The following is a 23,429-nucleotide window of genomic DNA, read 5'->3' as shown; positions in this document are numbered from 1 at the left end:
AGCAAACATTTTAATAAATTCACCCATCCTTCTTTATAAATTCTATTAATGACAAAAAAATATGTGGCCTTCTTGCTGCCCGCGCTCCTTGCCGGGTCGGCCTATGCACAAAAACAAACGGAATTCACCGCTTACGAACAAAAAATTCCAGGTTCGGATATCATTTTTAAGATGGTACCCATTAAAGGGGGCGAGTTTATGATCGGCAGCCCTGCTTCCGAGAAAGGGCGCGCTACAGACGAAGGCCCTCAAAAAAAAGTGAAGTTAGAGCCCTTCTGGATGGGCGCTACCGAAGTGAGCTTCGATGCCTATGACTTCTATGCCGATCCTGACAAAGAAAAAGACTTGCCTGATGGCATGACCCGTCCCAGCCCTCCATATATAGACCTTACCCTGGGTATGGGCAAAAGCGGCGGTTTCCCGGCTAATAGTATGAGCCAGTACGGCGCTCTTATGTATTGCAAGTGGCTATATAAAAAAACCGGCGTATTCTACCGCCTGCCCACCGAAGCGGAATGGGAGTACGCCTGCCGCGCGGGTTCTACAACGGCCTATCCATTTGGCGCCGACAGCACAAAACTATCTGATTATGCCTGGTTTGGGGGTAACAGCGACTTCAAGTACCATAAAATAGGGGAGAAAAAGCCGAACGCATGGGGACTTTACGATATGCTGGGTAACGTGGCCGAGTGGACGCTGGACCAGTACGATGAAACTTATCTGTCTAAAATAAGCGGCAGCGAGCCTTCGAACAAACCGACCGCGAAAAATCCGCGTACGCTTAAGGGTGGCAGCTATGCAGATCCTGCCGGGCGCGTTCGCAGCGCAGTGCGTATTAAGTCAAATATGGACTGGAACCGCCGCGATCCGCAAATTCCCCGCAGTTATTGGTGGAATGCCGACTCGCCGTTCGTTGGTTTCAGGCTGGTACGCCCGGTTAAGCAACCTTCTCCGGAAGAAGTAGAGCAGTTTTTTGCCGATTACGTGGACAAGTTCAAAGGTGCCCGCTAATCAAATATTTCTAAAAATGTGCTAACCATTTTGTACTTTTTAGATGTTTCCAAGACACGTTCCATTTTATAATACTTTCACTAAAACGGGCCTGTACCCGCAAGTCCGGTAAAATATCAATCATGCAAAACGAAAAAGACCAGAAATTCCACGAAGGGCGCAGAGATTTCATGAAGCAAGGCTCCCTGCTGGCGGGAGGTATGCTTGCAGCCCCACTCTTTTCTCAGGCGAACTACTTCTCAGGTTCTGCCGGTGTGATCAAAGTTGCTCTGATTGGCTGTGGTGGCCGTGGTTCCGGCGCCGCCGTGCAAGCCCTCAGCACTAAAGAAAACGTACAACTGGTAGCAATGGCCGATGCCTTCCGCGACAGGCTGGACGGTGCTTACGATAATATTAAAGAGGCAATGGAAGGCAAAGAAGGCCGTCTTGCTGTAAAAGAAGAAAATAAATTCGTTGGTTTCGACGCATACAAAAAAGCAATTGCGCTGGCCGATGTGGTAATCCTCACTACACCTCCGGGTTTCAGGCCTATCCACTTCGAAGAGGCGGTTAAACAGGGCAAACATGTATTCATGGAAAAACCCGTGGCTACCGACCCTGCCGGTATTAAAAAAGTACTGGAAGTTGCCGAACAGGCGAAAGCTAAAAAACTGAACGTAGTGGTTGGTTTACAACGCCACTATCAGGACTCTTACCGCGAACTGGTTAAGCGCGTGCAGGACGGCGCTATCGGCGACATCCTCTCCATCCAGGTTTGGTGGAACCAGGGCGCACTGTGGGTAAAACCACGCAAACCCGAGTACACCGAAATGGAATACCAGATGCGTAACTGGTATTACTTTAACTGGCTTTGCGGCGATCATATCGTAGAACAACACATTCACAACATCGACGCCGGTAACTGGTTTAAAGGTGGCGTTCCCGTTAGTGCTGTAGGTATGGGCGGTCGTTCGTGGCGTAATGGCAAAGAGTACGGCGAAATATTCGACCACCACTACGTTGAGTACCGCTATGCGGACGGTGTGGTAATGAACGCTCAGTGTCGCCACTGGAAAGATTCTACCAGCCGTGTAGATGAGGAAATTGTTGGTACTAAAGGAAAGGTAATTGCCGATAAAGCTGTTATCCTCGACCATAAAGGAAACGTGGTGTATAAGTTTGAAGATAAAAAACCACGTAACCCATATCAAACTGAACACGACGAGCTTTTTGCTGCCATCGCGAAAGGCGAATTTAAATTCCAGGATGCGAAGATGGGTGCAGAAGCTACACACAGTGCTATCATCGGACGTATGGCTACTTACAGTGGTCAGACTATTCCATGGGATAAAGCGCTGGAGTCTGGCATCAGCCTGCAGCCAACCAAATACGCATTTGACGCAGCTCCTCCGGTGTTGCCCGATGCGGATGGTCTTTATTCTTATGCTAAACCAGGCAGCGTAAAGTATTTCAGCTAATATTTTTTGATGTGATACAAACCCTGTGCAGCTTAACTGCACGGGGTTATTTTTTTATATTGATGATAAAACTGTTTATGAGTATGCGTCGCCTCGCGCTATTGGTATCAATTGCTTTCACCGCGCTTAATACAACAGCCCAAACAAAACAGGTTGCATTATGGGCCAATGAAATGCTCCAAAACCCCGCCCTTAAAAGCGCTCACGTTGGCATTTCGCTATACGATCCTGCAACCGGCAAATATATATACCAATACCAGCACGACCGCTTCTTTGTACCGGCTTCCAACACAAAAATTATCACACTTTACACTGCCCTCCAGCATCTTGGCGATTCGCTGCCAGCTGTGCGTTATGCAGAAAACGATACGGCCGTTTTTATCAAGGGCATGGGCGATCCCTCCTTCCTCTACCCCGATTTCGGCTACCAACCTTTATTTAACTATCTCTCTAAAACGAATAAACGAATTGTGCTGCTTCCGGCAGTAAATGAGAACGAGCGTTACGGCCCGGGCTGGGGCTGGGGCGATTATGCGGATTATTACCAGCCGGAACGAAATGAATTTCCGCTGTACGGCAATGTGGCCTGGATTAATTATAATAAGCGGGGTTACCATGTAGCTCCTTCCTTTTTTCATCATCCCGATTATTTCCAGCTACAGCCGGATAACAGTGCGGGCGAACCTGTAGCCACGCGCGATGAGCGCCGGAACTTCTTCTACCTGAAATATAAACCTGGCGATACTGCAAAGCTTGAAGGAGAGGTACCTTACATCACCGGAGGTTTAAAAGATATTGCCAACCGCCTGCAGGACACCTTACAAAAACCGGTATACATCGGCTCCTCCTGGCCCGCAGGTGCTAATGTGCGCATTATGCACAGTGTACCAGCCGATACTTTGCTACAACCTTTTATGCACCGCAGCGATAATTTCTTTGCCGAACAAATACTTATGATGGTATCCGCCCTCAAATGGGACACTATCAGCAGCTATAAGGTAATTGAGATGATGAAAGCCTCGTCGTTGAAAGATTTGCCCGATACACCACAGTGGGTAGATGGATCAGGACTTTCGCGATTCGATCTTTTTACGCCGCGCGACTTTGTAACGGTATTAGAAAAAATGTACCGCACTTATCCAAAAGAGCGTTTATTCGCACTATTCCCAACGGGCGGCAAAGGCACGCTGAGGGCTTATTTCCGCGAACACCCGGGAACAGTTTTCGCTAAAACCGGTACGCTTAACGGCGTGGTTTCGCTGAGTGGTTTTTTAGTAACGGAGAAGGGGAAGACTTATATTTTCAGCATCCTGGTAAATAATCATCGCAGCAGCTCCACCAACATCCGGCGGGCTACAGAAAAGTTCCTGATGAATATCCGGGCGAAGTATTAAGGCTTATTAATGTTGTAGCTGTAAATCTGCGTGGTATCGCTCTCTGTATCTATCTGAATTAAACCTACGTTTAATGCATAAAAGCTGGTGCCCAGCGTGCCGAGATCTATTGGAAGCCCAGCAATAACAACAGACGCGTCTGTGCGTACGGCAATCACTTTTTTGAAGGTTTCTACCAATACCACCTTATCAAAATCTTTTTGAGTGATGGTATATTTTAACTCCAGTCTTGCATCGCCAAGGGGCGTTTCTACCGAAATCGTATCTACCCAGGATGAGCCTGCACGTACATTATCTTTCAAGTTTGTGGTCACGATCTGCTCCGCGTCGTAATTATCTACGTCTACCTCACTGGCGGTTTGTGTGTATACACCGTTGTTGCAGCGGGCCAGCAAAATCGAACCGTCCGCATCGGTTTGCAGTACTTTATATTTCAGTGCATCTACAGTAGAATCGCCAAGCACGCTAACGGTATAACTGCTTACATCGCCATCGGTGGTGGTGGCTGTATATGAAAAAAAGGAGCCTGTATAGTAAGGCGCATAACCACAAAGTGTTTCATTCGATGGTCCCTCCTGGCTTGTTTCCTTTCTGCAGGCAAAAAATATAAGGCCCGCGCCTGTTAACACTAACAACAAAGTCCTGGTCCGCATAAATTCAGGGTTTATTCAACAAAGTTAATGATTGATGACTATAATTTCCGGGAAGGTAAAAATGGTCTCGTTTTGATATTTTTTAAAGGATTGTGTCGCGGCGACACTTATATTTCGAAAACGTTTAACAATTTTTTAACTAATTTGGTTGTATATCAGTTCTAATAACCTTTAAAAGATCTGACATGTTTGTAGTTCCACGAAATCCGGACGCCTGACCTCGTTTTCACGTTATTGCTTTTCAACGGTGGCCGCCCATCAGATGTAACCATTTTTCAACTCAATTTTTAAACCAAAAATCCAAATCGTACTTAAGACTCGTTAGCTCAGCTAAACCCAAAACGCCATTCTCGAAAATCGAAATTGACTTAGTAACCATATCTGATACCCGTGCAACAGGACGCGCGTAATCGCTGTGTGTCGTTTATTCATCAACCCGTAAATCAATTCCACAAACAATTGGTATAGACATTTTTATCACCCAAAAACCCTGATCATGATTGCATTTCCACGCCTTTTCAGCGCCACGCTGCTGCTGGCCGCTGCATTTGTAACCCTGGGCCCACCTGATACAAAGGCCCAGAACGTTGTGAACTCACCCACATCTTCGAAAGACATTACCGTTAAAGGAAAAATCAGAGATGGAAAAAATGCCTCCCTGCCCGGCGTCACGGTAATGATTAAAGGTACCACCAAAGGTACTACCACAGACGATAAGGGCAATTTCACCATCAACGCGGTAAACGCAGACGCAACGCTTGTAGTTCAGTTTATTGGCTACGAATCACAGGAATTATCCATTAAAGGACAAACCTCATTTTCCATTTTACTGAAAGAAAGCGAAAAACAGTTGGACGAGTACGTAGTTGTAGCCTACGGTACACAGAAAAAAATTACCAAAACAGGGGCGGTAAGCTCCGTAAAAGGTTCTGAAATCAAGCAGGCGCCTACCGTAAACGTGTCTAACGCGCTGGTAGGCCGTGTAGCTGGTCTTGTGGCTGTTAACTCCAGCGGCGAGCCGGGTTACGATGGCTCCAGCCTGCTCATTCGTGGCCGCGCTACACTCGGTAACGCCAACCCGCTAACGGTAATCGATGGTATTCCCCGCGATGGCCTCCAACGCATCAACCCAAATGATATTGAAAACATTTCAGTGTTAAAAGATGCGTCTGCCGCCATTTACGGTTCACGTGCAGCCAACGGTGTTATCCTCATCACCACTAAAAGGGGTAAAACCAGTAAACCTATGTTAAGCTACAGCTTTAACCAGGGCTTTACTACACCTACCCGTTTGCCTGAAATGGCCGATGCTGCCACTTATGCACAGGTCCAGAACGAAATTAACGAAGCGGGCGGCTCTCCTATCACTAATACTCCGGAAGAAATCCAGAAGTATAAAGATGGTTCTGATCCATGGGGTTACCCCAACACCGACTGGCTGGATGCGGCGATTAAACCCATCTCCCTCCAAAACCGCCACGACCTTTCTGTGAGAGGAGGTAATGAAAAAATACTGTACTTCATTTCGCTGGGTACGCTTTTTCAGGATGGTATTTATAAAAGCAGCGCCACCAAATACCGCCAGCACAGCATTCGTGCAAACATGGATGCAAATATCAACCGTTACCTCACCGTTAGGCTCGACCTCTCGGGCAGGCTGGAAGACAGGAACTTTCCACCACGCAGTGCCGGTTCCATTTTCCGTGCCCTGCTGCGCGGCCGTCCTACTGAAGCGGCTATATGGCCAAATGGTTTGCCTGGCCCCGACATCGAGTATGGCGATAACCCTGTGGTTACAGGTACCAACCAGATTGGTTACCAGCGCGACAGGAACTATGTGCTGAATAACAACCTCGGTTTATTGTTCTACGTGCCTGGTGTAGAAGGCCTGTTTATCGATGGCAACTTTGCGCTGGATAATAACTTCAATTTCAATAAGAGATTCACCAAACCCTGGACGCTCTATTCCTTCGGTGGTTACGACGCTAACGGCGAACCTATCCTGAATGGCTCACAACGCGGCGTGAGCGCGCCCGAGCTGGAGGAATGGTATAACCAGGGCCAAACCATCACCATCAATGGTAAGATCAATTACTCCAAAACCTTTGGCAAACATTACCTCAGCACTTTCATGGCGGTGGAAAAAAGTGAGGCGAAAGGCGATAACCTGTATGCGATCAGGAAATACTTTATTTCCGACCTGGTAGACCAGATATTTGCCGGTAGCGATCGTGAGAAAAACAATGGCGGCGGCGGTTATGCATATGCCCGTCTTAACTACTTCGGCCGCGTATCGTACAACTTTGCTGAAAAATACCTGTTCGATTTTAACTGGCGTTACGATGGTTCGCAAAACTTTCCATCCGACAAACGTTTCGGTTTCTTCCCTGGCGTATCAATGGGATGGGTGCCGAGCAGCGAAGGTTTTTGGAAAAACAACATCAGCTCCAACATCTCCGATTACTTCAAAATCCGCGCTTCGTGGGGACAACTGGGTAACGACCAGATCGATAACTTCCAGTACCTCACCACTTACGGTCTTAGCGGTACGGGCGTAATGTTCGGCGACGAATTGAATAAGGCTATTTATCAAACGCGTACGCCTAACCCGGATATTACCTGGGAAGTATCCAACAAATATGATGTGGGCTTGGAAGCTAAATTTCTGAAAGGCCTCATTAGCCTGGAAGCAGATTACTTCTTTGAAAAACGTTCTAACATTCTTGCCAAAAGAAGAGCGTCAATTCCAGCTTATACGGGTCTTACACTGCCTGATGAAAACATTGGAAGTGTGCAGAATCAGGGCTTTGAATTGCAACTGGGTCACAAACGCACAGTCAATAAGTTTACCTATGAGATACTGGGTAACGTATATAATGGCAATAATAAAATCCTCTTCTGGGATGAAGAGCCGAATGTGCTGCCCTGGCAAAAATCTACCGGTAAACAAATTGGTTCTGCGCTTTACTACGAAGCCATTGGTATATTCCGCGACCAGAAAGCGATTGACGATTATCCCCACCTGGCGGACGCCCGCCCCGGCGATGTGATTTTTAAGGACGTGAATAAAGACTCGGTGATCAACGATAAAGATCGCGTTCGTAATAACCAGACCGCAACACCTACCTGGGTATTTGGTATTACCATGGCGGCCAGCTATAAAGGTTTCGACCTCACCCTGCTTTGGCAGGGTGCCGCAGGCGCTAAACAATACATGCGCACAGAATCTGGTTTGATAGGCAACTTCCCTAAAGCGTTTGTAGAAGATCGCTGGACAAAAGATAACATCGACGGCAGTTTCCCGCGCCCTTACGACCGTGACCGTGAATACTGGGTTAGCCGGCCAAATACATTCTGGTTCTGGGATACCGACTACTTCCGTTTAAAAACGCTGGAGCTGGGTTACTCCCTTTCCGACAAGTTGCGCAAACGTATTGGTATCGAAGATCTGAGGATATATGTAAGTGGTCAGAACCTCCTCACTTTTGATAAAGTAAAGATCTTCGACCCTGAATTACCTTCCGGCAGCGGCCAATACTATCCGCAAACCAAAATTTATAACGTCGGCATTAACGTAACCCTCTAAATCCATGTTTATGAGAAACAATCTTATCAAAATAAAGCACTTTTTGCCTTTCCTTCTTTTGATTGGAATGGCCGCCTGTAACAAAGACTTCCTGGAAAAGAAACCGCTGGATGCGTACAGCGATCTGGATGTGTGGAACGATCCAAACCTGGTACAGTCCTTTGTAAATGATATGTATAACCAAATGCGGCACGGCTATAATGAAGTGATGCTTAGCTCTATGACCGACGAAAGCCGGTTTATACATAACTACGGCACCACCCAAAGCGTAAGTGGTGCTATGTCGCCCGACGATCTTGGGGCGCTTAACCTGTTTGGCGAATGGAACAAACATTACTCCGCCATCCGCAACACCAACCTTTTCTTCGAAAAAATAGCCGCCGTTCCGTTTAAGGACGAAGCTTTGCGCACGAGACTGAGAGGAGAAGCACATTTTATGCGCGCCTACTTTTATCATATGCTGGTGAAGTATTGGGGCGGTGTTCCGCTTATCACCAAAACATTTGGGTTAAAGGATAAGGACATGCTGCTGCCACGTAATTCCTTTGAGGAGTGTGTGAAATTTATTAGTGATGAATGCGATAGCGCGATTACTTTATTACCCGCAGTACAAAGTGGTGCCAATAAAGGCCGTGCCACCAAATACGCTGCTATGGCACTTAAATCACGCATTCTGCTATATGCCGCCAGCGATCTGTTTAACCGTCCCGCCCCTGCCGACCCTTCATATGGTTATGTTGGTGGCGACCGGGTTGCACGTTGGACGCTTGCCCGTAACGCAGCTAAAGCCATCATCGACTCCAACAAATTCGATATCTATAAACCGAGTGCCGACCCCGTGGAAAACTATACGCGGGTGTTTATGGACAAGGATAATATCGAAGCTATTTTCGTGAAGTATTTTAACAGGGAACTACTGGGCACCGACCACGATAAATACAATGGGCCCAATGGTTATCATAACTGGGGCGGCAACGTTCCGTTAGAAAATTTTGTGGAGGGATACCAGATGGCTGACGGTACGCCATTTAGCTGGACCAACCCTACCATGGCAGCACAACCGTATGTAGGCCGCGATCCGCGTTTTTACGCTACTATTTTGTATGATGGCGCTCCCTGGAAAAAACGCGCTACCGATGGTATAGACTTCGACCCGATCGGTAAAGTACAAACGGGCCGTTATGAAATTTGGAACGCGGCTAAAAATGCGATGGAGCTGAGAAACGGTCTGGATACAAGACAAAGCAGCCTCGAAAACTGGAATGGTACTTACACTGGTTATTACATCCGTAAGTTTATGGACATTAACCTGGACGCGCAATTTTTCCGCGGCGATAAACCATGGCAGTTCTTCCGTTATGCAGAAATTGTGTTGAACTACGCAGAGGCATGTATCGCATTAGGTCTCGAAGACGAAGCCCGTACCTACATCAATAAGGTACGCACCCGTGCGGGCATGCCTGCCCTCACAGCCGCCACTACAGGTCAGGCCCTCGTTGACCAATACCGTTACGAACGTCGCTACGAACTGGCTTATGAAGAACACCGCTACTTCGATGCACGTCGCTGGCTTATTGCCACCACGGTGTTTACTGGCCCGGCCAAGGCTATTGATATTTACGCAAAACTGAACCCCGACCGTGTAACGCAAACGTTCATTTACACGGTACTTTCTGCGGATGTACAGCAGCGTAGTTTCCTGGACAGGCATTACCTGTTACCAATACCGTCCGACGAAATGCGCAGAGATAATTTGCTCAAACAAAACCCGGGCTATCCTATTAACTAAAGCTTGGTAATAATTGATATAGGAGGATGTGTGTACTTATTACGCACATCCTTTTTTTTGTTAATTTTTTGGGTGAAATAATAAAGCATCGTAAATTCATCTTCCAATTGTAAACAGCCACGTGTAGAATATAAAAATTAAAAGCTTAAGACAAGGTTTGGCCCCGATTGAATAGTTACAACAAAAAGAAAACAGCCTCGAAGATTAAAACCACACCTTGTAAGACGATTTAACAGATTTATCATGGACCTTTTTTAACCCGGCTCGGCCTGCGCCCTGTTGTTATTTGTATTGCTGGTAACATTAAAGCAATCATCTGCTCACATTTCCTTAATGTGGCGGTAATGTTCCCTTAATGCAACTGTGTGACCTTTGGGGCGCAAAAAACAACATACTTGCAAACCCGATGTTAAAACGCATTAAAATAAAACCAATGAAAAACAATCTTACGTTTTCTCCAAAAAAGCAACTCATTTTGGCCCTCCTGCTTATAGGTGCTGCTTATCCATCTGTTGCCCAAAACCCTGTACTGGCTTACAACAATACTACCCCGGTTGAAAAAACCGCAGGTGTTGGTGAAAAGAAAAATCTTAAAGTAAGTGTGAGCTCAGAGGCCGAAAATCCTTTGCTGTTCAGGGTTACCATCGCAAACCCGACTAAGGAGAGAATTACCATGTTTATTAAAGATGGTAATAACAACATTCTTCACCGCGAAGTACTGGAGGCCGATCCGCAGATTACCGGCCGTTACAACCTCCAGTCGCTGGAAGATGGTGCTTACTATTTTGAATTCCGCAATGGTAAGAACAGAATCGAAAAAGTGGTGGACATCAAAACCGAAGTTTATTCAAACCGTGTTGTAGCCATAGACTAATAAAAGCAAAGGGAGATAGCTGATCACTATCTCCCTTTTAATTTTCTGTTTGGCGTGTCGCTATTTTGCTGCCATTGCCTGATACAAGGCATCCATCATATTTGCACGCACATTCAGCGCAGATATTTTTGTATTGGAGCCGCCATTGGGTGTAACGCGATTACTAAGGAATACGAATACCAGGTTACGTTCGGGGTCTACCCACACACAAGTACCGGTAAAACCAGTATGACCGTAAGTAAGCGGCGATGCGAACCTTGACGGGTATGGATCGCGGCGTGTTGTATTATCTTTCTCCGGTTTATCAAACCCTAAACCTCGACGGCTGATGTCGCTGTTGTAGGCCGAAAACAGTTTAATCGTTTCTGGTTTGATGTATTGTACGCCGTTGAACGTTCCGCCGTTCGCCAGCATCTGCATTAAAACACCCAGGTCGTATGCATCGGAAAATAGACCCGCATGACCGGCAATGCCACCAAACATGGCTGCCCCCGGATCGTGTACATCGCCCCTTATCCACTGAATGCGAAAGTAGTTTTCAAACTCAGTGGGCACTATCTGCGAAAGTGGAAAACGCTCCCTTGGCTGAAAGCCGGTGGTCGTCATACCGAGGTGGTCGTAAAAAGTTTCCTTTACATAATGGTCCAGCGATTTACCGGTGATTTGTTCTACTACTTTCCCGAGAAAAATAAAGTCGTTATCGCTGTATACATAACTGCTTGAACCAAGTTTGCTCGTCAATATGCGTTGGAACATCGTGTCGTTATAACGCGGTTCCATGTACATATTTTCGGCTACACGTAAGGTATGCAGGCTATCCTGCTCCTGGCGGTATAACATGGTGTCGGGATAACCGTTCGCATACACCGTTTCTTTGTAAAACGGGATGTACGATACCAGGCCTGCCTGGTGCAGCAGCACATCGCGGAGGCGAAGATTGGCTTTATCGGTACCGCGCGTCCATGGAAGATAAGCGCCCAAAGTGCTGTCGAGGTTTAAGCGCCCTTCGTCGTACAAACGCATCACCGATATAGTGGTAGCACATATTTTAGTAACAGATGCGAGGTCGTAAATCGACTGGGGGGTTACGGGTTCCCGCTGGCTGTAGTCATAATGACCGAACGCTTTGTTGTAAACCAGTTTCCCATCTTTTAAGGCAAGTACCGCACAACCGGGCGCAGCGCCTTTGGCGATCATGTCGTAAGCCAGCGAATCTATGCGCATTAACGCAGCGCTGCTCATACCAACCAACTCCGGTGCTGCTTCTTCCAATATTGTAACTGGTTTTGTGTATTCGGTAATACCATCACCAAAGTGAAAGTTGTTGCATACTGTAACTGGCAGTTTGCCTTTAGGCATAATACGGCCGAACAACATTTCTGCAGCAGCACGCTGCGTTGTCGAATCATCTTCATAAGCAGCTACGATAGTGGTGGCATCGCAGAAGAACTTGGCGGCGTAAGGGTTGCCGAACAACACCGTAGCGGCAGGCATTTCCTGCTGCAGCTGGTTAATGATTTGCTTTTGTGTGCGCGTTATACCAAAACCGTTTGCCGGACGGCGGCTGTAATTATGCAAACTGATAATAACAGATGTGTATTCTTTCTTCAGCCTTTGTACCAATGCCGGTATCTGTGCTTCACCCATGCGGGTGGAGAAGATGTAAGTATCTACATCGGGCTTCATTTCTTTGATAGCGCCGAGGAAAGTGTTGTTACCATCGGCGCCAACTGCCAGTACGGCTATTTTGCCGCCGGTGTTAACTGCCGGTGAAAAAGGAACAAGGTTATTATCATTGCGTAAAAGCGTAAGGGCTTCTTCGGATACGCGTTTGCGCAACGCCATCGTTTTCACGTTAATATCTTCGCCAATGTTGGTAACATCTATCGGCTGCCAGTTGCCCAGGCCGAGGTCGTACTTGGCGCGTAATACTTTTTTTACGCGTTTGTACACTTCTTCCCTGCTGATCCGTCCCTTTTTTATCGCTACTGCAATAGCATCAATACTGCCTTTGGAAGTAGAAGGCAGTTCCATCAGGTGATTGCCTGCCAGCAGCGATTGTAAAGATTCCTGGCCCCTGGTATAATATTTTGCAATCCCCTGCATTTCAAGCGCATCGGTTACGATTAACCCATCAAACCCTAAATCATTCTGCAATAATTTGGTAACGGTGTTGTAGGAAATAGAACTGGGGGTATTGGCTCTTTTATCGAGCGCCGGTATGTTCAGGTGTGCTACCATCACCATTCCAACACCAGCTTCTATTGCTTTTTTAAAGGGATATATTTCGAGAGAATCGAGTTCTGCGAGTGATTTTTTAATGATCGGCAGATCGAAGTGTGAGTCCGTATCGGTGTCGCCGTGGCCGGGGAAGTGTTTGGCGCAGGCCATTACGCCCACGTCCTGCATACCTTTGATCATGGCTACGCCCATACGCGCTACCTGGTATTTGTCTTCGCCAAACGAGCGATCGTTAATTACCGGGTTGTTGGGATTGTTATTCACGTCCACCACGGGAGCAAAATTCACGTTGATCCCTACGCGTTTACACTGCTCACCGATGGCGCGACCTATTTCGTAAATAAGCCCGCTGTCCTGCACGGCACCCAGCATTAAGTTGCGGGGAAAAGAAATAGCACTGTCCAGGCGCATACCCAGGCCCCATTCGCCATCGATAGCGACCAATAACGGCACTTTACTTATTGACTGATAAGCGTTTAACAGGTTTGCCTGCCTCGCTGGACCTCCCTGGAAAAACACCAACCCGCCTATTTTGTTCGTGCGGATGTCACGCATCACGGCGTTAATATGGTCCTGGCCAAGGTTGGAATGGGCGCGAATCATAATCAACTGCGCAATACGCTCTTCGTGATTCAGGGAATTGAAAACACTGTCGACCCAGCGGTCGGCCGCTGTACGGGGACTTTTGTCTGTGGTTTTCTTTTGTTTTTTTTCTTTCTCAGAAACATGATCGTGAACGTGGCCCCGGGACGCGTAGTTTACCATTAGCAACCCGGTGAATCCTATTGCTAAAAATATCTTCCTCATTTTATAAACATACAACGTTTTGTGCAGTGAAAGTTCTTAAATTACATGGAAGGAGTTGAACAGTAATACATTATATCAACTTATTATATAAATATTGCTCATTCCCATTCGACAAACCCTGTTTTTAAAACATCTAGCGTTTCTTCACTTTTGTTGAAAACTGTTTATGAATACAGGTAATTTCTTTGCAAGATTTCATCAATTGTAATTTAAATTATAAATGCTTTCAATTGTTTGTTATATTTGCAACTTACACGAGTACGCAACTTTATTAGTATAACAATGGTCAATCTTATTTTATTTGGCCCTCCCGGCAGCGGAAAAGGCACACAAAGCGCGAACATCATTGAAAAGTATGGACTGATCCATTTGTCTACCGGCGACATGCTGCGTAGCGAGTTGGGTGCGAAAACTCCCCTGGGCCTCGAAGCTCAGAAGTTTATCGACCAAGGCCTGCTGGTTCCTGACGAAGTGGTGATTGGAATGATCAGTTCGAAACTTGACGCTAATCCTGAAGCAAGAGGCTTTATTTTCGACGGTTTCCCACGTACTACGGCTCAGGCCGAAGCGCTGGACAAGCTGTTGTTATTAAAGAAAACGGCCATCTCCATGGTACTTTCCCTGGAAGTTCCTGAAGATGAACTGGTACGCCGCCTGCTTAACCGCGGACTTACTTCCGGCCGTACAGACGATGCCAGCGAAGAAGTAGTGAAAGCCCGTATCGTGGAATATCATAATAAAACCGCTCCTGTGGCCGACCACTACGCCAAATTTGGCAAGTTTAAAAAGGTAAAAGGTGATGGTAGTGTAGACGGAACTTTCGAACTCCTCGGTAAGGAACTGGATGCGCTGATCGGCGAAATAGTTTAAACAAACCTTACAGTAGCAATACTGTTGGTACATTATATAAACGCAAAGATCTTCAAAGGGAAGCCAATTGGCCAAACTTTACGATCTTTGCGTTTTGCTTTTTAAAATAAACCGGGAAAACAGGATGACCTGACCCGGCAACAACATCATGGAAAGAGGGAACTTTGTAGATTATATCAGGGTGTATTGTAAGTCCGGCAAAGGCGGGGCAGGTTCGATGCACTTTATGCGCACCAAGTTTAACGCCCAGGCCGGCCCCGATGGGGGCGATGGTGGTCGCGGCGGGCACGTAATACTCCGGGGCAATGCCCAGTTGTGGACGTTGCTTCACCTGCGCTGGTATAAAAATGTAATAGCCGAACACGGCGAAAATGGTAGTGGTGATAACTGTACCGGCAGGTATGGGGAAGATGTAATTATCGAAGTGCCTCTTGGCACTATTGCCCGCGATGAAGAAACAGGCGAAGTGGAAGCCGAGATATTGGAAGATGGCCAGGAAATTATCTGGATGCCTGGCGGACAAGGTGGTCGTGGCAACGCTTTCTTCAAATCGGCCACCAACCAAACCCCGGAATATGCACAACCCGGCATGCCGGGTATGGAAGGCTGGAAACTGCTGGAACTGAAAGTGCTGGCCGATGTTGGTCTTGTTGGTTTCCCTAACGCTGGTAAATCGACCCTGCTTTCCAGCATTACCGCCGCCAAACCTAAAATTGCCAACTACGCGTTTACTACACTCACCCCTAACCTGGGTATGGTACCCTATCGCGAAGGCAAATCGTTTATCATGGCCGACTTACCCGGTATTATCGAAGGTGCGCACGAAGGCAAGGGTCTTGGTCACCGCTTCCTCCGCCATATCGAGCGCAATCCGGTACTGTTATTCCTGATTCCGGCCGACAGCCCGGACCACAAAAAGGAATTCGACATTCTGGTAAACGAACTGGAACAATACAATCCCGAACTGCTCGATAAACAATTCCTGCTGGCCATCAGTAAAAGCGATATGCTGGACGATGAATTGAAAACCGCCATCTCGGCGGAGCTACCGGAAAACGTGCCGCATGTATTCATTTCTTCTGTAACCAATATGGGGCTCAGCGAATTAAAAGATATACTGTGGGATGCCCTTAATGCTGTAGAAAACAGCGGTACCGGCTGGGACGAAGAGGAAGAAGACGGGGAGGAAGGAGAAGAGTAATTGATAGAAACGCGTCGGGCCCGCAATTGCGAGCCCGATCAACGCTTTCTCCATAATTATAAAAGATCCGACTAAGGAACTATATTGGGGGAACAAATTTTCTGCTATGAAAAATGCTCCGTTAACCTGGGCACTTTTATCCTTTGCCCTATATTTTATTTTCTCCCTCGGCTTGTACTACTTTATCCTGCAAGAGCCTATCAACACTAATTTTTTCACAAAAACGTTTTTTGTGGCCTCCTGTTTCGCGGTGTTTAGTTACTTTACTACTTCCCGTAAGCGCAAAGAATAAATTTTTCTGTTACTTATATATAGTATAACGAACCGTTCCATTGGGTGAACTGTTTTATATTAATTTATCAGTGTGTCGGAACAACCTGCGCCGCTTCTGCCGTTTGCATTACTTCTGTTATTGCCCTTTCCATTTCTGAAGTGCCTTTGTACAAATTACTCACGCCCACAGATATACCCTTTTCCGATAAAAGGATGAAGTAATAACGTTTTTGTTCCGTGCCGCGGCGCAGGTAACAATCGGGGTTAGCTGCTGAGGCCCGGGCCTGCGAAATGGCCTGCAGGCAGTTGGCTTTGTTGTGGAAACTATGGCCGTGCAACAGCTTTTGGTCCATATCATTACGAAAGGTGAAACGGTAGTGATCTATTACATTTCGCTCCATTACGAACTTATTCATCGCACATTATTTTATGAACATGAAGCTAACCATTACTTATATAGTAGATCTTGCATTTTGCGTTATAGCACCAGCAAAACGCTGGTTTCCATTTCATTTTGGGCCTGAAATTTGAAACCAGTGCCTGTTTAGTTATTTTCGCAATTTTTCAAGGGAACTAAAGACGGTTGAATGTTGAAGAAACTCTTAGCAGGGATGATGTTGTGTTGCGGTATTGTACAACAAAGCCACGCACAGTTGCCCCCGAAGCGCGAAATGCGCGCAGTTTGGATTGCCACGGTTGGAAATATTGATTGGCCTTCACGCAAGGGCTTGTCTGCTGGCCAGCAAAAGCAGGAGCTTACCAACATGCTCGACGAAATGTTGAAAGATGGTATGAACGCCGTTTTTTTCCAGGTACGCCCTGCGGCCGATGCGTTTTACGCCTCTTCCCTTGAACCATGGAGCGAGTACCTGAGCGGCAGTCAGGGCCGTGCCCCGGAACCTTACTACGATCCGCTGCAGTTCGCTGTAGAAGAGTCTCATAAACGCGGTATGGAAATTCACGCCTGGTTTAATCCTTACCGGGCAGTAATGAATAACCGCAGCAGCAGCATTGCTCCCGGCCATATTACACGCCAGCGCCCCCAATGGTTCCTTAATTATGGTGATCAGAAATTATTTGACCCGGGGTTACCCGAGGTGCGCAACTATTTTACAGAGGTGATCCGCGATGTGGTAAAACGTTATGATGTGGATGGCATTCACTTCGACGATTACTTTTATCCTTACCGTATTCCGGGCAAAGAGTTTCCGGACAACGGCTCATACCGCGTGTATGGCCGCAATATGAACAAAGATGACTGGCGCCGCTGGAATGTGGATACATTAATGCACCAGGTGAGCATTGCCATTAAAGCAGAAAAGCCCTGGGTGAAATTTGGTATCAGCCCGTTCGGTGTTTGGCGCAACCGCGACCGTGATCCCGAAGGTTCCGACACACGCGGCGGTATGACGAACTACGATGACCTTTACGCAGATGTACTTAAATGGGCGCGCAATGGCTGGATCGATTATACAACTCCACAGTTGTACTGGGAGTTTAGTCACCGCCTGGTGGGTTACGGCGTATTAATAAACTGGTGGGCCAATCACGCTTACGGCCGCCACGTGTATCCGGGCCTGGCTATTTACAAAGTTAACAGTACGGCCACCTGGCGCGACCCAAACGAAATTCCGAACCAGGTAAAGGCTAATCGCTCGCTCGCTAATGTACAGGGCGCTGTGTATTTCCGCGCGCAATCGTTTGTGCCTAATGCGCTGGGCGTGCGCGACTCACTCCGTAATCACTATTATAAATACCCCGCGCTTTTACCCACCATGCCCTGGCTGGACAACAAAGCGCCGGAAGCTCCCTATTTTATTGATGCGTTCGAGCGCCCGGGTGGCCTGGCCTTACATTGGTCCGACGACGATACCTCCGGCCAAACGATACGTTATGTCATTTATCGTTTCGGCGATAAAGAAGTCGTGAACCTGAACGACCCGACTAAAATTGCTGCCATCGTTCCACAAATGCCCGACCCCATGTGGCTGGACCCGAAATATGTGCCCGGCACCCACTATGTATATTTTGTAACCGCGCTGGACAGGCTGCACAATGAAAGTATACCGAGCGATGCGTTGCGAATGCAAACGGTGAATGGTAAAACGAAGTTCCTGTTTGAGCCTTAGGCTGATAGAAGACATTTTACTTAACCCGGCAGTTATAGTACTGCCGGGTTATTTTTTTCTTTTGCTGGAAATCAGGGATTGCGCCTGCAGGGTTTTTCCGGGTGCGGTAATTTGATTACGATGCCGTGTAAATAGGTGGCTGGCGGCTGTCATCTGACAAAAGGCAATGGAAGCGACCACCCGCGAGTGTGAGCAGCCATCAATCAATCATAATCCGACTTAAAAATTAAAAGAAAATATAATACAAGGGGCTGATACTAAACCTCTAGGGTGAACATCCTGTAAGAAATCGAGAATTTGAAAGTAGCCGCCGCGGGCGGCTAACCGTTCTTTATCCTAAAATATCCCGGAGTTAACACATTTTGCTCACTTGCAACTGTGTCTATATCAAATAAATGATATCCCATTTTTGAAAACTTCTAAATTTTGGCGGTTAAACAAACGTTTATGTAAAAAATACCGCATTCTATTAGTATCTTTAAACCGTTCCCGAAACAATACAGTACAAATATTCCAAAAAGGCACAAGGTCAGTCTGCTGGGAAACGTGTATTCGAATTAATGAATTAAATCTAAGCCAATGCGTGAAGAGAGCCAATTGCAAGGTTTGTATCGTCCCGAGTTTGAATCTGATGCCTGTGGTATCGGTTTTGCCGCCCATATTAAAGGTCGCAAATCGCACCAGATCATCCGCGATGCATTGACTATGCTGGAAAACATGGAACACCGCGGTGCATGCGGTTGTGAAGTTAACACGGGCGATGGCGCCGGTATCCTTATCCAGATGCCGCATGAATTCCTGTACGACGAATGTTTGAAACTCGGCATTAAACTGCCGGGCTTTAGTAAATATGGTGTGGGAATGGTGTTTTTCCCGAAAGAACCACGCTGGCGCGAAGAGTGCCGCGAAATTATGCAGCGCTGCGCAGAAAAACTTGGCCTGGAAATCCTTGGTTTCCGTAAAGTGCCCGTTCGCCCCGATGGTATTGGTGAAGGCGCGCTTTCTGTAGAACCAGAGATAGAACAGGTATTTATAGCCAGCCCTTTCCAGATTTCTGATCCAGAAGAGTTCGAGCGTAAACTGTTCGTACTGCGTAACTACGTTTCTAAAACAATCCGTAATTCCGTTTCTCCTGATAAAGCTCCTTTTTATATAGCGTCGCTTTCTTACAAAACGATCGTTTATAAAGGTCAGCTTACCACTTACCAGGTACGTCATTATTATACAGATCTTAGTGATGAGCGTATGGTATCGGCTTTCGGCCTCATCCACTCCCGCTTTGCAACCAATACTTTCCCCAGCTGGCGCCTGGCTCACCCTAATCGCTTTATTGCGCACAATGGTGAAATCAACACGCTGAAAGGTAACCTGAACTGGCTGCGCGCTGGCGAAAAAAGCTTCATTTCCAAATACTTCACTCCTGAAGAAATGGATATGCTTACCCCGCTGGTGGAAGAAGGTCAGTCGGACTCGGCCTGCCTTGACAACGTAATTGAACTGCTCGCCCTTACCGGCCGCACCCTTCCTCATGTAATGATGATGATGATTCCCGAAGCCTGGGATGGCAACGAGGACATGGACCCGGAAAAGAAAGCATTCTACGAATATCACGCTTCGCTAATGGAGCCTTGGGACGGTCCCGCTTCTATTTCTTTCACCGATGGTAAAATGATTGGTGCCACCCTGGACAGGAACGGTCTTCGTCCTTCCCGTTTCGTGGTTACCAAAGACGATCGCGTGATCATGGCCTCTGAAGCTGGCGTACTCCCGATAGATCCATCTAACATTAAAGAAAAAGGACGCCTGCAACCGGGCAAAATGTTCGTAGTAGATATGGAACAGGGCCGCATCATTGAAGATACGGAACTGAAAAAAGCTATCTGCTCCCAACAGCCTTATGCAGAATGGCTCAATAAATATAAGATCCGCCTCGCCGAACTGCCTGAGCCAAGGGTAACCTTTACTCACCTCGAGCATGAGCAGATCTTTAAATACCAGCGCGCTTTCGGTTATTCTACCGAAGACCTGGAAACAATCATCGCTCCAATGGCGATTGATGGTAAAGAGCCGATTGGTTCTATGGGTACAGATGCACCACTGGCTATCTTAAGCGATCAGCCGCAGCACCTTACCAGCTATTTCAAACAGCTGTTCGCCCAGGTAACCAACCCTCCCATCGATCCTATCCGCGAAAGACTGGTGATGTCGCTGGCCACATTTGTGGGTAATAATGGTAACCTGCTGGACGAAAATCCGCTGCACTGCCATAGCGTTGCCCTCAACCATCCAATTCTGACGAACTACGAACTGGAAAAAATCCGCAGTATAGATACCGGCATTTTCCAGGCAAAAACTTTACATACTTATTTCCGTGCCGACGGTAAACCCGGCTCCATGGAAAAAGGCCTGCAACGCCTTTGCCGTTATGCGGTAGATGCGGTAGAAGATGGGTTTGAAGTGATCATCCTGTCTGACAGGGCGCTTGACTCCGAACACGCTGCCATTCCTTCTTTGCTGGCTGCTTCGGCTGTTCACCACCACCTTATCCGCAAAGGTTATCGTGGCCAGGTTGGCCTGATCGTGGAAGCTGGCGATGTTTGGGAAGTTCACCACTTTGCCTGCCTGTTGGGCTTCGGCGTTACAGCCATCAACCCATACCTGGCACTCAGCACCATCCGCGACATGCGCCTTAACGGCAAGTTACAAACAGAGCTGGATGTGGATAAACTGAAGAAAAACTACGTGAAAGCGGTTTGCGAAGGCTTGCTGAAAGTATTCTCTAAAATGGGCATCTCCACCCTGCAATCGTACCAGGGCGCACAGATTTTCGAAATACTCGGGATTAATAAATCCGTTGTAGATAAATACTTCGTTGGCGCGGTATCCCGCATTCAGGGTATGGGCCTCGACGAAATTGCAAAAGAAGCACTGGCGAAACACTGGCAGGGTTACGGCAGGAAAGAAACGCCTATCCAACGCCTGACGGTGGGTGGTATTTATCAGTGGAAACGTAAAGGTGAGTTCCACCTCTTCAACCCACAAACTATTCACCTGTTGCAATATGCAACAAGACTGAACGATTATCCTACGTTTAAAAAATATTCGAAGGCTGTAAACGACCAAAGCGAAAAAGCAGCAACGCTCCGCAGCATGCTTACGTTCAAACGTACGCGTCCCGCTATCTCTATTGACGAGGTAGAATCTGCCACAAGCATTCTTAAACGCTTTGCCACCGGCGCTATGAGCTTTGGTTCTATTTCGCACGAGGCACACTCCACACTTGCCATTGCCATGAACCGTATTGGCGCAAAAAGTAATACAGGTGAGGGTGGTGAAGATGAAATGCGTTACGAGGAAATGCCAAACGGCGACTCTATGCGTTCGGCCATTAAACAGGTAGCATCTGCCCGTTTCGGTGTTACCAGCTACTATCTTACAAATGCAGACGAACTGCAGATCAAGATGGCGCAGGGCGCTAAACCCGGCGAAGGTGGCCAGTTGCCTGGCCATAAAGTAGACGAATGGATCGGTAAGGTACGTCACTCCACCCCTGGTGTTGGTTTGATTTCTCCGCCACCCCACCACGACATCTACTCTATCGAAGACCTGGCACAGCTCATTTTCGACCTGAAGAACGCTAACCGTGCAGCGCGCGTAAGTGTTAAACTGGTATCGAAAGCTGGTGTAGGCACCATCGCTGCCGGTGTAACCAAAGCGCATGCAGACGTGGTACTGATTGCCGGTTACGACGGAGGTACCGGAGCATCGCCCATCAGTTCAATTAAACATGCTGGTCTCCCTTGGGAGCTTGGTTTGGCGGAAACTCACCAAACACTCGTAAAAAATAAACTGCGCAGCCGTGTAACTGTACAGGCAGATGGCCAGATGAAAACTGGCCGCGACATCGCTATCGCTACCTTACTGGGTGCAGAAGAATGGGGTGTTGCTACTGCCGCCCTCGTTGTGGAAGGTTGTATCATGATGCGTAAGTGCCATGTTAACACCTGCCCTGTGGGTGTGGCTACTCAGGACCCGGAACTGCGCAAGCGCTTTAACGGCGATCCACAGCACGTGGTAAACTTCTTCCACTTTATGGTAGAAGAGCTTCGTGAGATCATGGCCGACCTGGGCTATAAATCCATCAATGAAATGGTAGGCCAGGTAGAAAACCTGCAGGTGCGCGAAGGAATTGATCACTGGAAATATAAAAACCTGGACCTTTCTCCAATCCTTTACCGCGAACCATCGGCTCCTGAAACCGGTTTATACAAACAGGAAGAGCAGGACCATGGCCTGGCAGAAGTAATCGACTGGCAGTTGCTTAAAGCAGCACAACCTGCGCTGGACAGCAAAACACGTGTATTTAAACAATTCTCTGTAAAAAATACCGACCGTACTATCGGCGCTATTCTTTCGAATGAAGTATCTAAAAAATACAAGAGCGAAGGTTTGCCGGAAGATACGCTTCACTTTAAATTCAACGGTTCTGCCGGTCAAAGCTTCGGTGCATTCTGTACCAACGGCCTTACCCTGGAGCTGGAAGGCGAAACCAATGATGGTTTTGGTAAAGGTCTTAGCGGTGCCAAACTGGTACTGTACCCATCCAGCGAAGCAGTTGGATTTAAAGCGGAAGAAAACATTATCGCTGGTAACGTAGCCTTTTACGGTGCTACTTCCGGCGAGGCTTACATCCGCGGTAAAGCGGGCGAACGTTTCTGCGTACGTAACTCTGGCGCTACCGTTGTGGTAGAAGGTGTTGGCGACCATGGTTGCGAATACATGACCGGTGGTAAAGCAGTAATCCTCGGCGAAACGGGCCGCAACTTCGGTGCGGGCATGAGCGGTGGTATTGCTTTCGTGTACGACCTGAAAGGCCAGTTTGCCAGCCGTTGCAACAAAGAAATGATCGACCTGGATCCGCTGGATGAAGCAGATGCCGCTATGTTACAGGACTTGCTCACTAAGCACCACGCCTATACTAATAGTACGGTTGCCAAGTTTATCCTCAAAGATCTTGAGAATCAACTGTCGCACTTCGTTAAAGTATTCCCGAAAGAGTACAAGGCAGCTTTAAAAGCAAGAAGTGCTGCAGGTTCATTGAAAGAAGGCAGCGAAAAGAGCGGTAAATAATTTTTTAACTGTAA

The 23,429-nt window shown here is 47.4% G+C and carries 13 protein-coding genes; 10 read left to right on the top strand and 3 right to left on the bottom strand.

Annotated elements, in window-relative coordinates; translation table 11 throughout:
• Positions 1-48 precede the first annotated feature (48 nt).
• The 3 genes from QZT80_RS20200 (at position 49) to QZT80_RS20190 (ending at position 3,862) form a co-directional block, all read left to right on the top strand.
• Positions 49-1,011: a formylglycine-generating enzyme family protein gene (locus QZT80_RS20200; protein WP_295126343.1), complete on the top strand. Its 963-nt coding sequence runs from the start codon at positions 49-51 to the stop codon at positions 1,009-1,011.
• A 122-nt stretch (positions 1,012-1,133) separates the two neighbouring features.
• On the top strand, positions 1,134-2,468 hold the full coding sequence (locus QZT80_RS20195; RefSeq protein WP_295126341.1) for a Gfo/Idh/MocA family oxidoreductase: 1,335 nt from the start codon (positions 1,134-1,136) through the stop codon (positions 2,466-2,468).
• A gap of 62 nt (positions 2,469-2,530) precedes the next feature.
• Positions 2,531-3,862, top strand: a complete 1,332-nt coding sequence (locus tag QZT80_RS20190) for a D-alanyl-D-alanine carboxypeptidase (RefSeq protein ID WP_295126339.1) — start codon at positions 2,531-2,533, stop codon at positions 3,860-3,862.
• Here the strand turns inward: QZT80_RS20190 and QZT80_RS20185 are convergent.
• Positions 3,859-4,515, bottom strand: coding sequence for a hypothetical protein (locus QZT80_RS20185; RefSeq protein ID WP_295126336.1), 657 nt, complete (start codon positions 4,513-4,515; stop codon positions 3,859-3,861). The genes QZT80_RS20190 and QZT80_RS20185 overlap by 4 nt on opposite strands.
• Positions 4,516-5,011: 496 nt before the next feature.
• Here QZT80_RS20185 and QZT80_RS20180 point away from each other — a divergent pair, with 496 nt between their 5' ends.
• The 3 genes from QZT80_RS20180 (at position 5,012) to QZT80_RS20170 (ending at position 10,764) form a co-directional block, all read left to right on the top strand.
• The gene (locus tag QZT80_RS20180; RefSeq protein WP_295126333.1) at positions 5,012-8,101 is read left to right on the top strand and encodes a TonB-dependent receptor; all 3,090 of its coding nucleotides are present in this window, start codon (positions 5,012-5,014) and stop codon (positions 8,099-8,101) included.
• Between the two features lie 10 nt (positions 8,102-8,111).
• The gene (locus QZT80_RS20175) at positions 8,112-9,890 is read left to right on the top strand and encodes a RagB/SusD family nutrient uptake outer membrane protein (protein WP_295126332.1); all 1,779 of its coding nucleotides are present in this window, start codon (positions 8,112-8,114) and stop codon (positions 9,888-9,890) included.
• Between the two features lie 433 nt (positions 9,891-10,323).
• The gene (locus QZT80_RS20170; protein WP_295126329.1) at positions 10,324-10,764 is read left to right on the top strand and encodes a hypothetical protein; all 441 of its coding nucleotides are present in this window, start codon (positions 10,324-10,326) and stop codon (positions 10,762-10,764) included.
• Positions 10,765-10,824: 60 nt separating this feature from the next.
• Here QZT80_RS20170 and QZT80_RS20165 read toward each other — a convergent pair whose 3' ends face one another.
• The gene (locus QZT80_RS20165; protein WP_295126327.1) at positions 10,825-13,812 is read right to left on the bottom strand and encodes a glycoside hydrolase family 3 N-terminal domain-containing protein; all 2,988 of its coding nucleotides are present in this window, start codon (positions 13,810-13,812) and stop codon (positions 10,825-10,827) included.
• 282 nt (positions 13,813-14,094) lie between these two features.
• Between QZT80_RS20165 and QZT80_RS20160 the strand changes: the two genes are divergently transcribed.
• Positions 14,095-14,682, top strand: a complete 588-nt coding sequence (locus QZT80_RS20160; protein WP_295126325.1) for an adenylate kinase — start codon at positions 14,095-14,097, stop codon at positions 14,680-14,682.
• A 148-nt stretch (positions 14,683-14,830) separates the two neighbouring features.
• Positions 14,831-15,883: a GTPase ObgE gene (obgE, locus tag QZT80_RS20155; protein ID WP_295126320.1), complete on the top strand. Its 1,053-nt coding sequence runs from the start codon at positions 14,831-14,833 to the stop codon at positions 15,881-15,883.
• A gap of 359 nt (positions 15,884-16,242) precedes the next feature.
• On the opposite strand, the gene QZT80_RS20150 is transcribed toward obgE, so the two are convergent.
• Positions 16,243-16,572 carry a hypothetical protein gene (locus QZT80_RS20150; RefSeq protein ID WP_295126318.1) on the bottom strand — a complete coding sequence of 110 codons (330 nt, stop codon included), beginning with the start codon at positions 16,570-16,572 and terminating at the stop codon, positions 16,243-16,245.
• A 171-nt stretch (positions 16,573-16,743) separates the two neighbouring features.
• Between QZT80_RS20150 and QZT80_RS20145 the strand changes: the two genes are divergently transcribed.
• Positions 16,744-18,285 (top strand): family 10 glycosylhydrolase, encoded by a 1,542-nt coding sequence (locus QZT80_RS20145; protein ID WP_295126316.1) that lies wholly within the window; start codon positions 16,744-16,746, stop codon positions 18,283-18,285.
• A 579-nt stretch (positions 18,286-18,864) separates the two neighbouring features.
• On the top strand, positions 18,865-23,415 hold the full coding sequence (gene gltB / locus QZT80_RS20140) for a glutamate synthase large subunit (protein WP_295126314.1): 4,551 nt from the start codon (positions 18,865-18,867) through the stop codon (positions 23,413-23,415).
• The last annotated feature ends 14 nt before the right edge of the window (positions 23,416-23,429 follow it).

This window comes from uncultured Chitinophaga sp. (genome assembly GCF_902168175.1).
Taxonomy (GTDB): Bacteria; Bacteroidota; Bacteroidia; order Chitinophagales; family Chitinophagaceae; genus Chitinophaga.
This window is presented reverse-complemented; position numbering and strand designations above follow the sequence as displayed.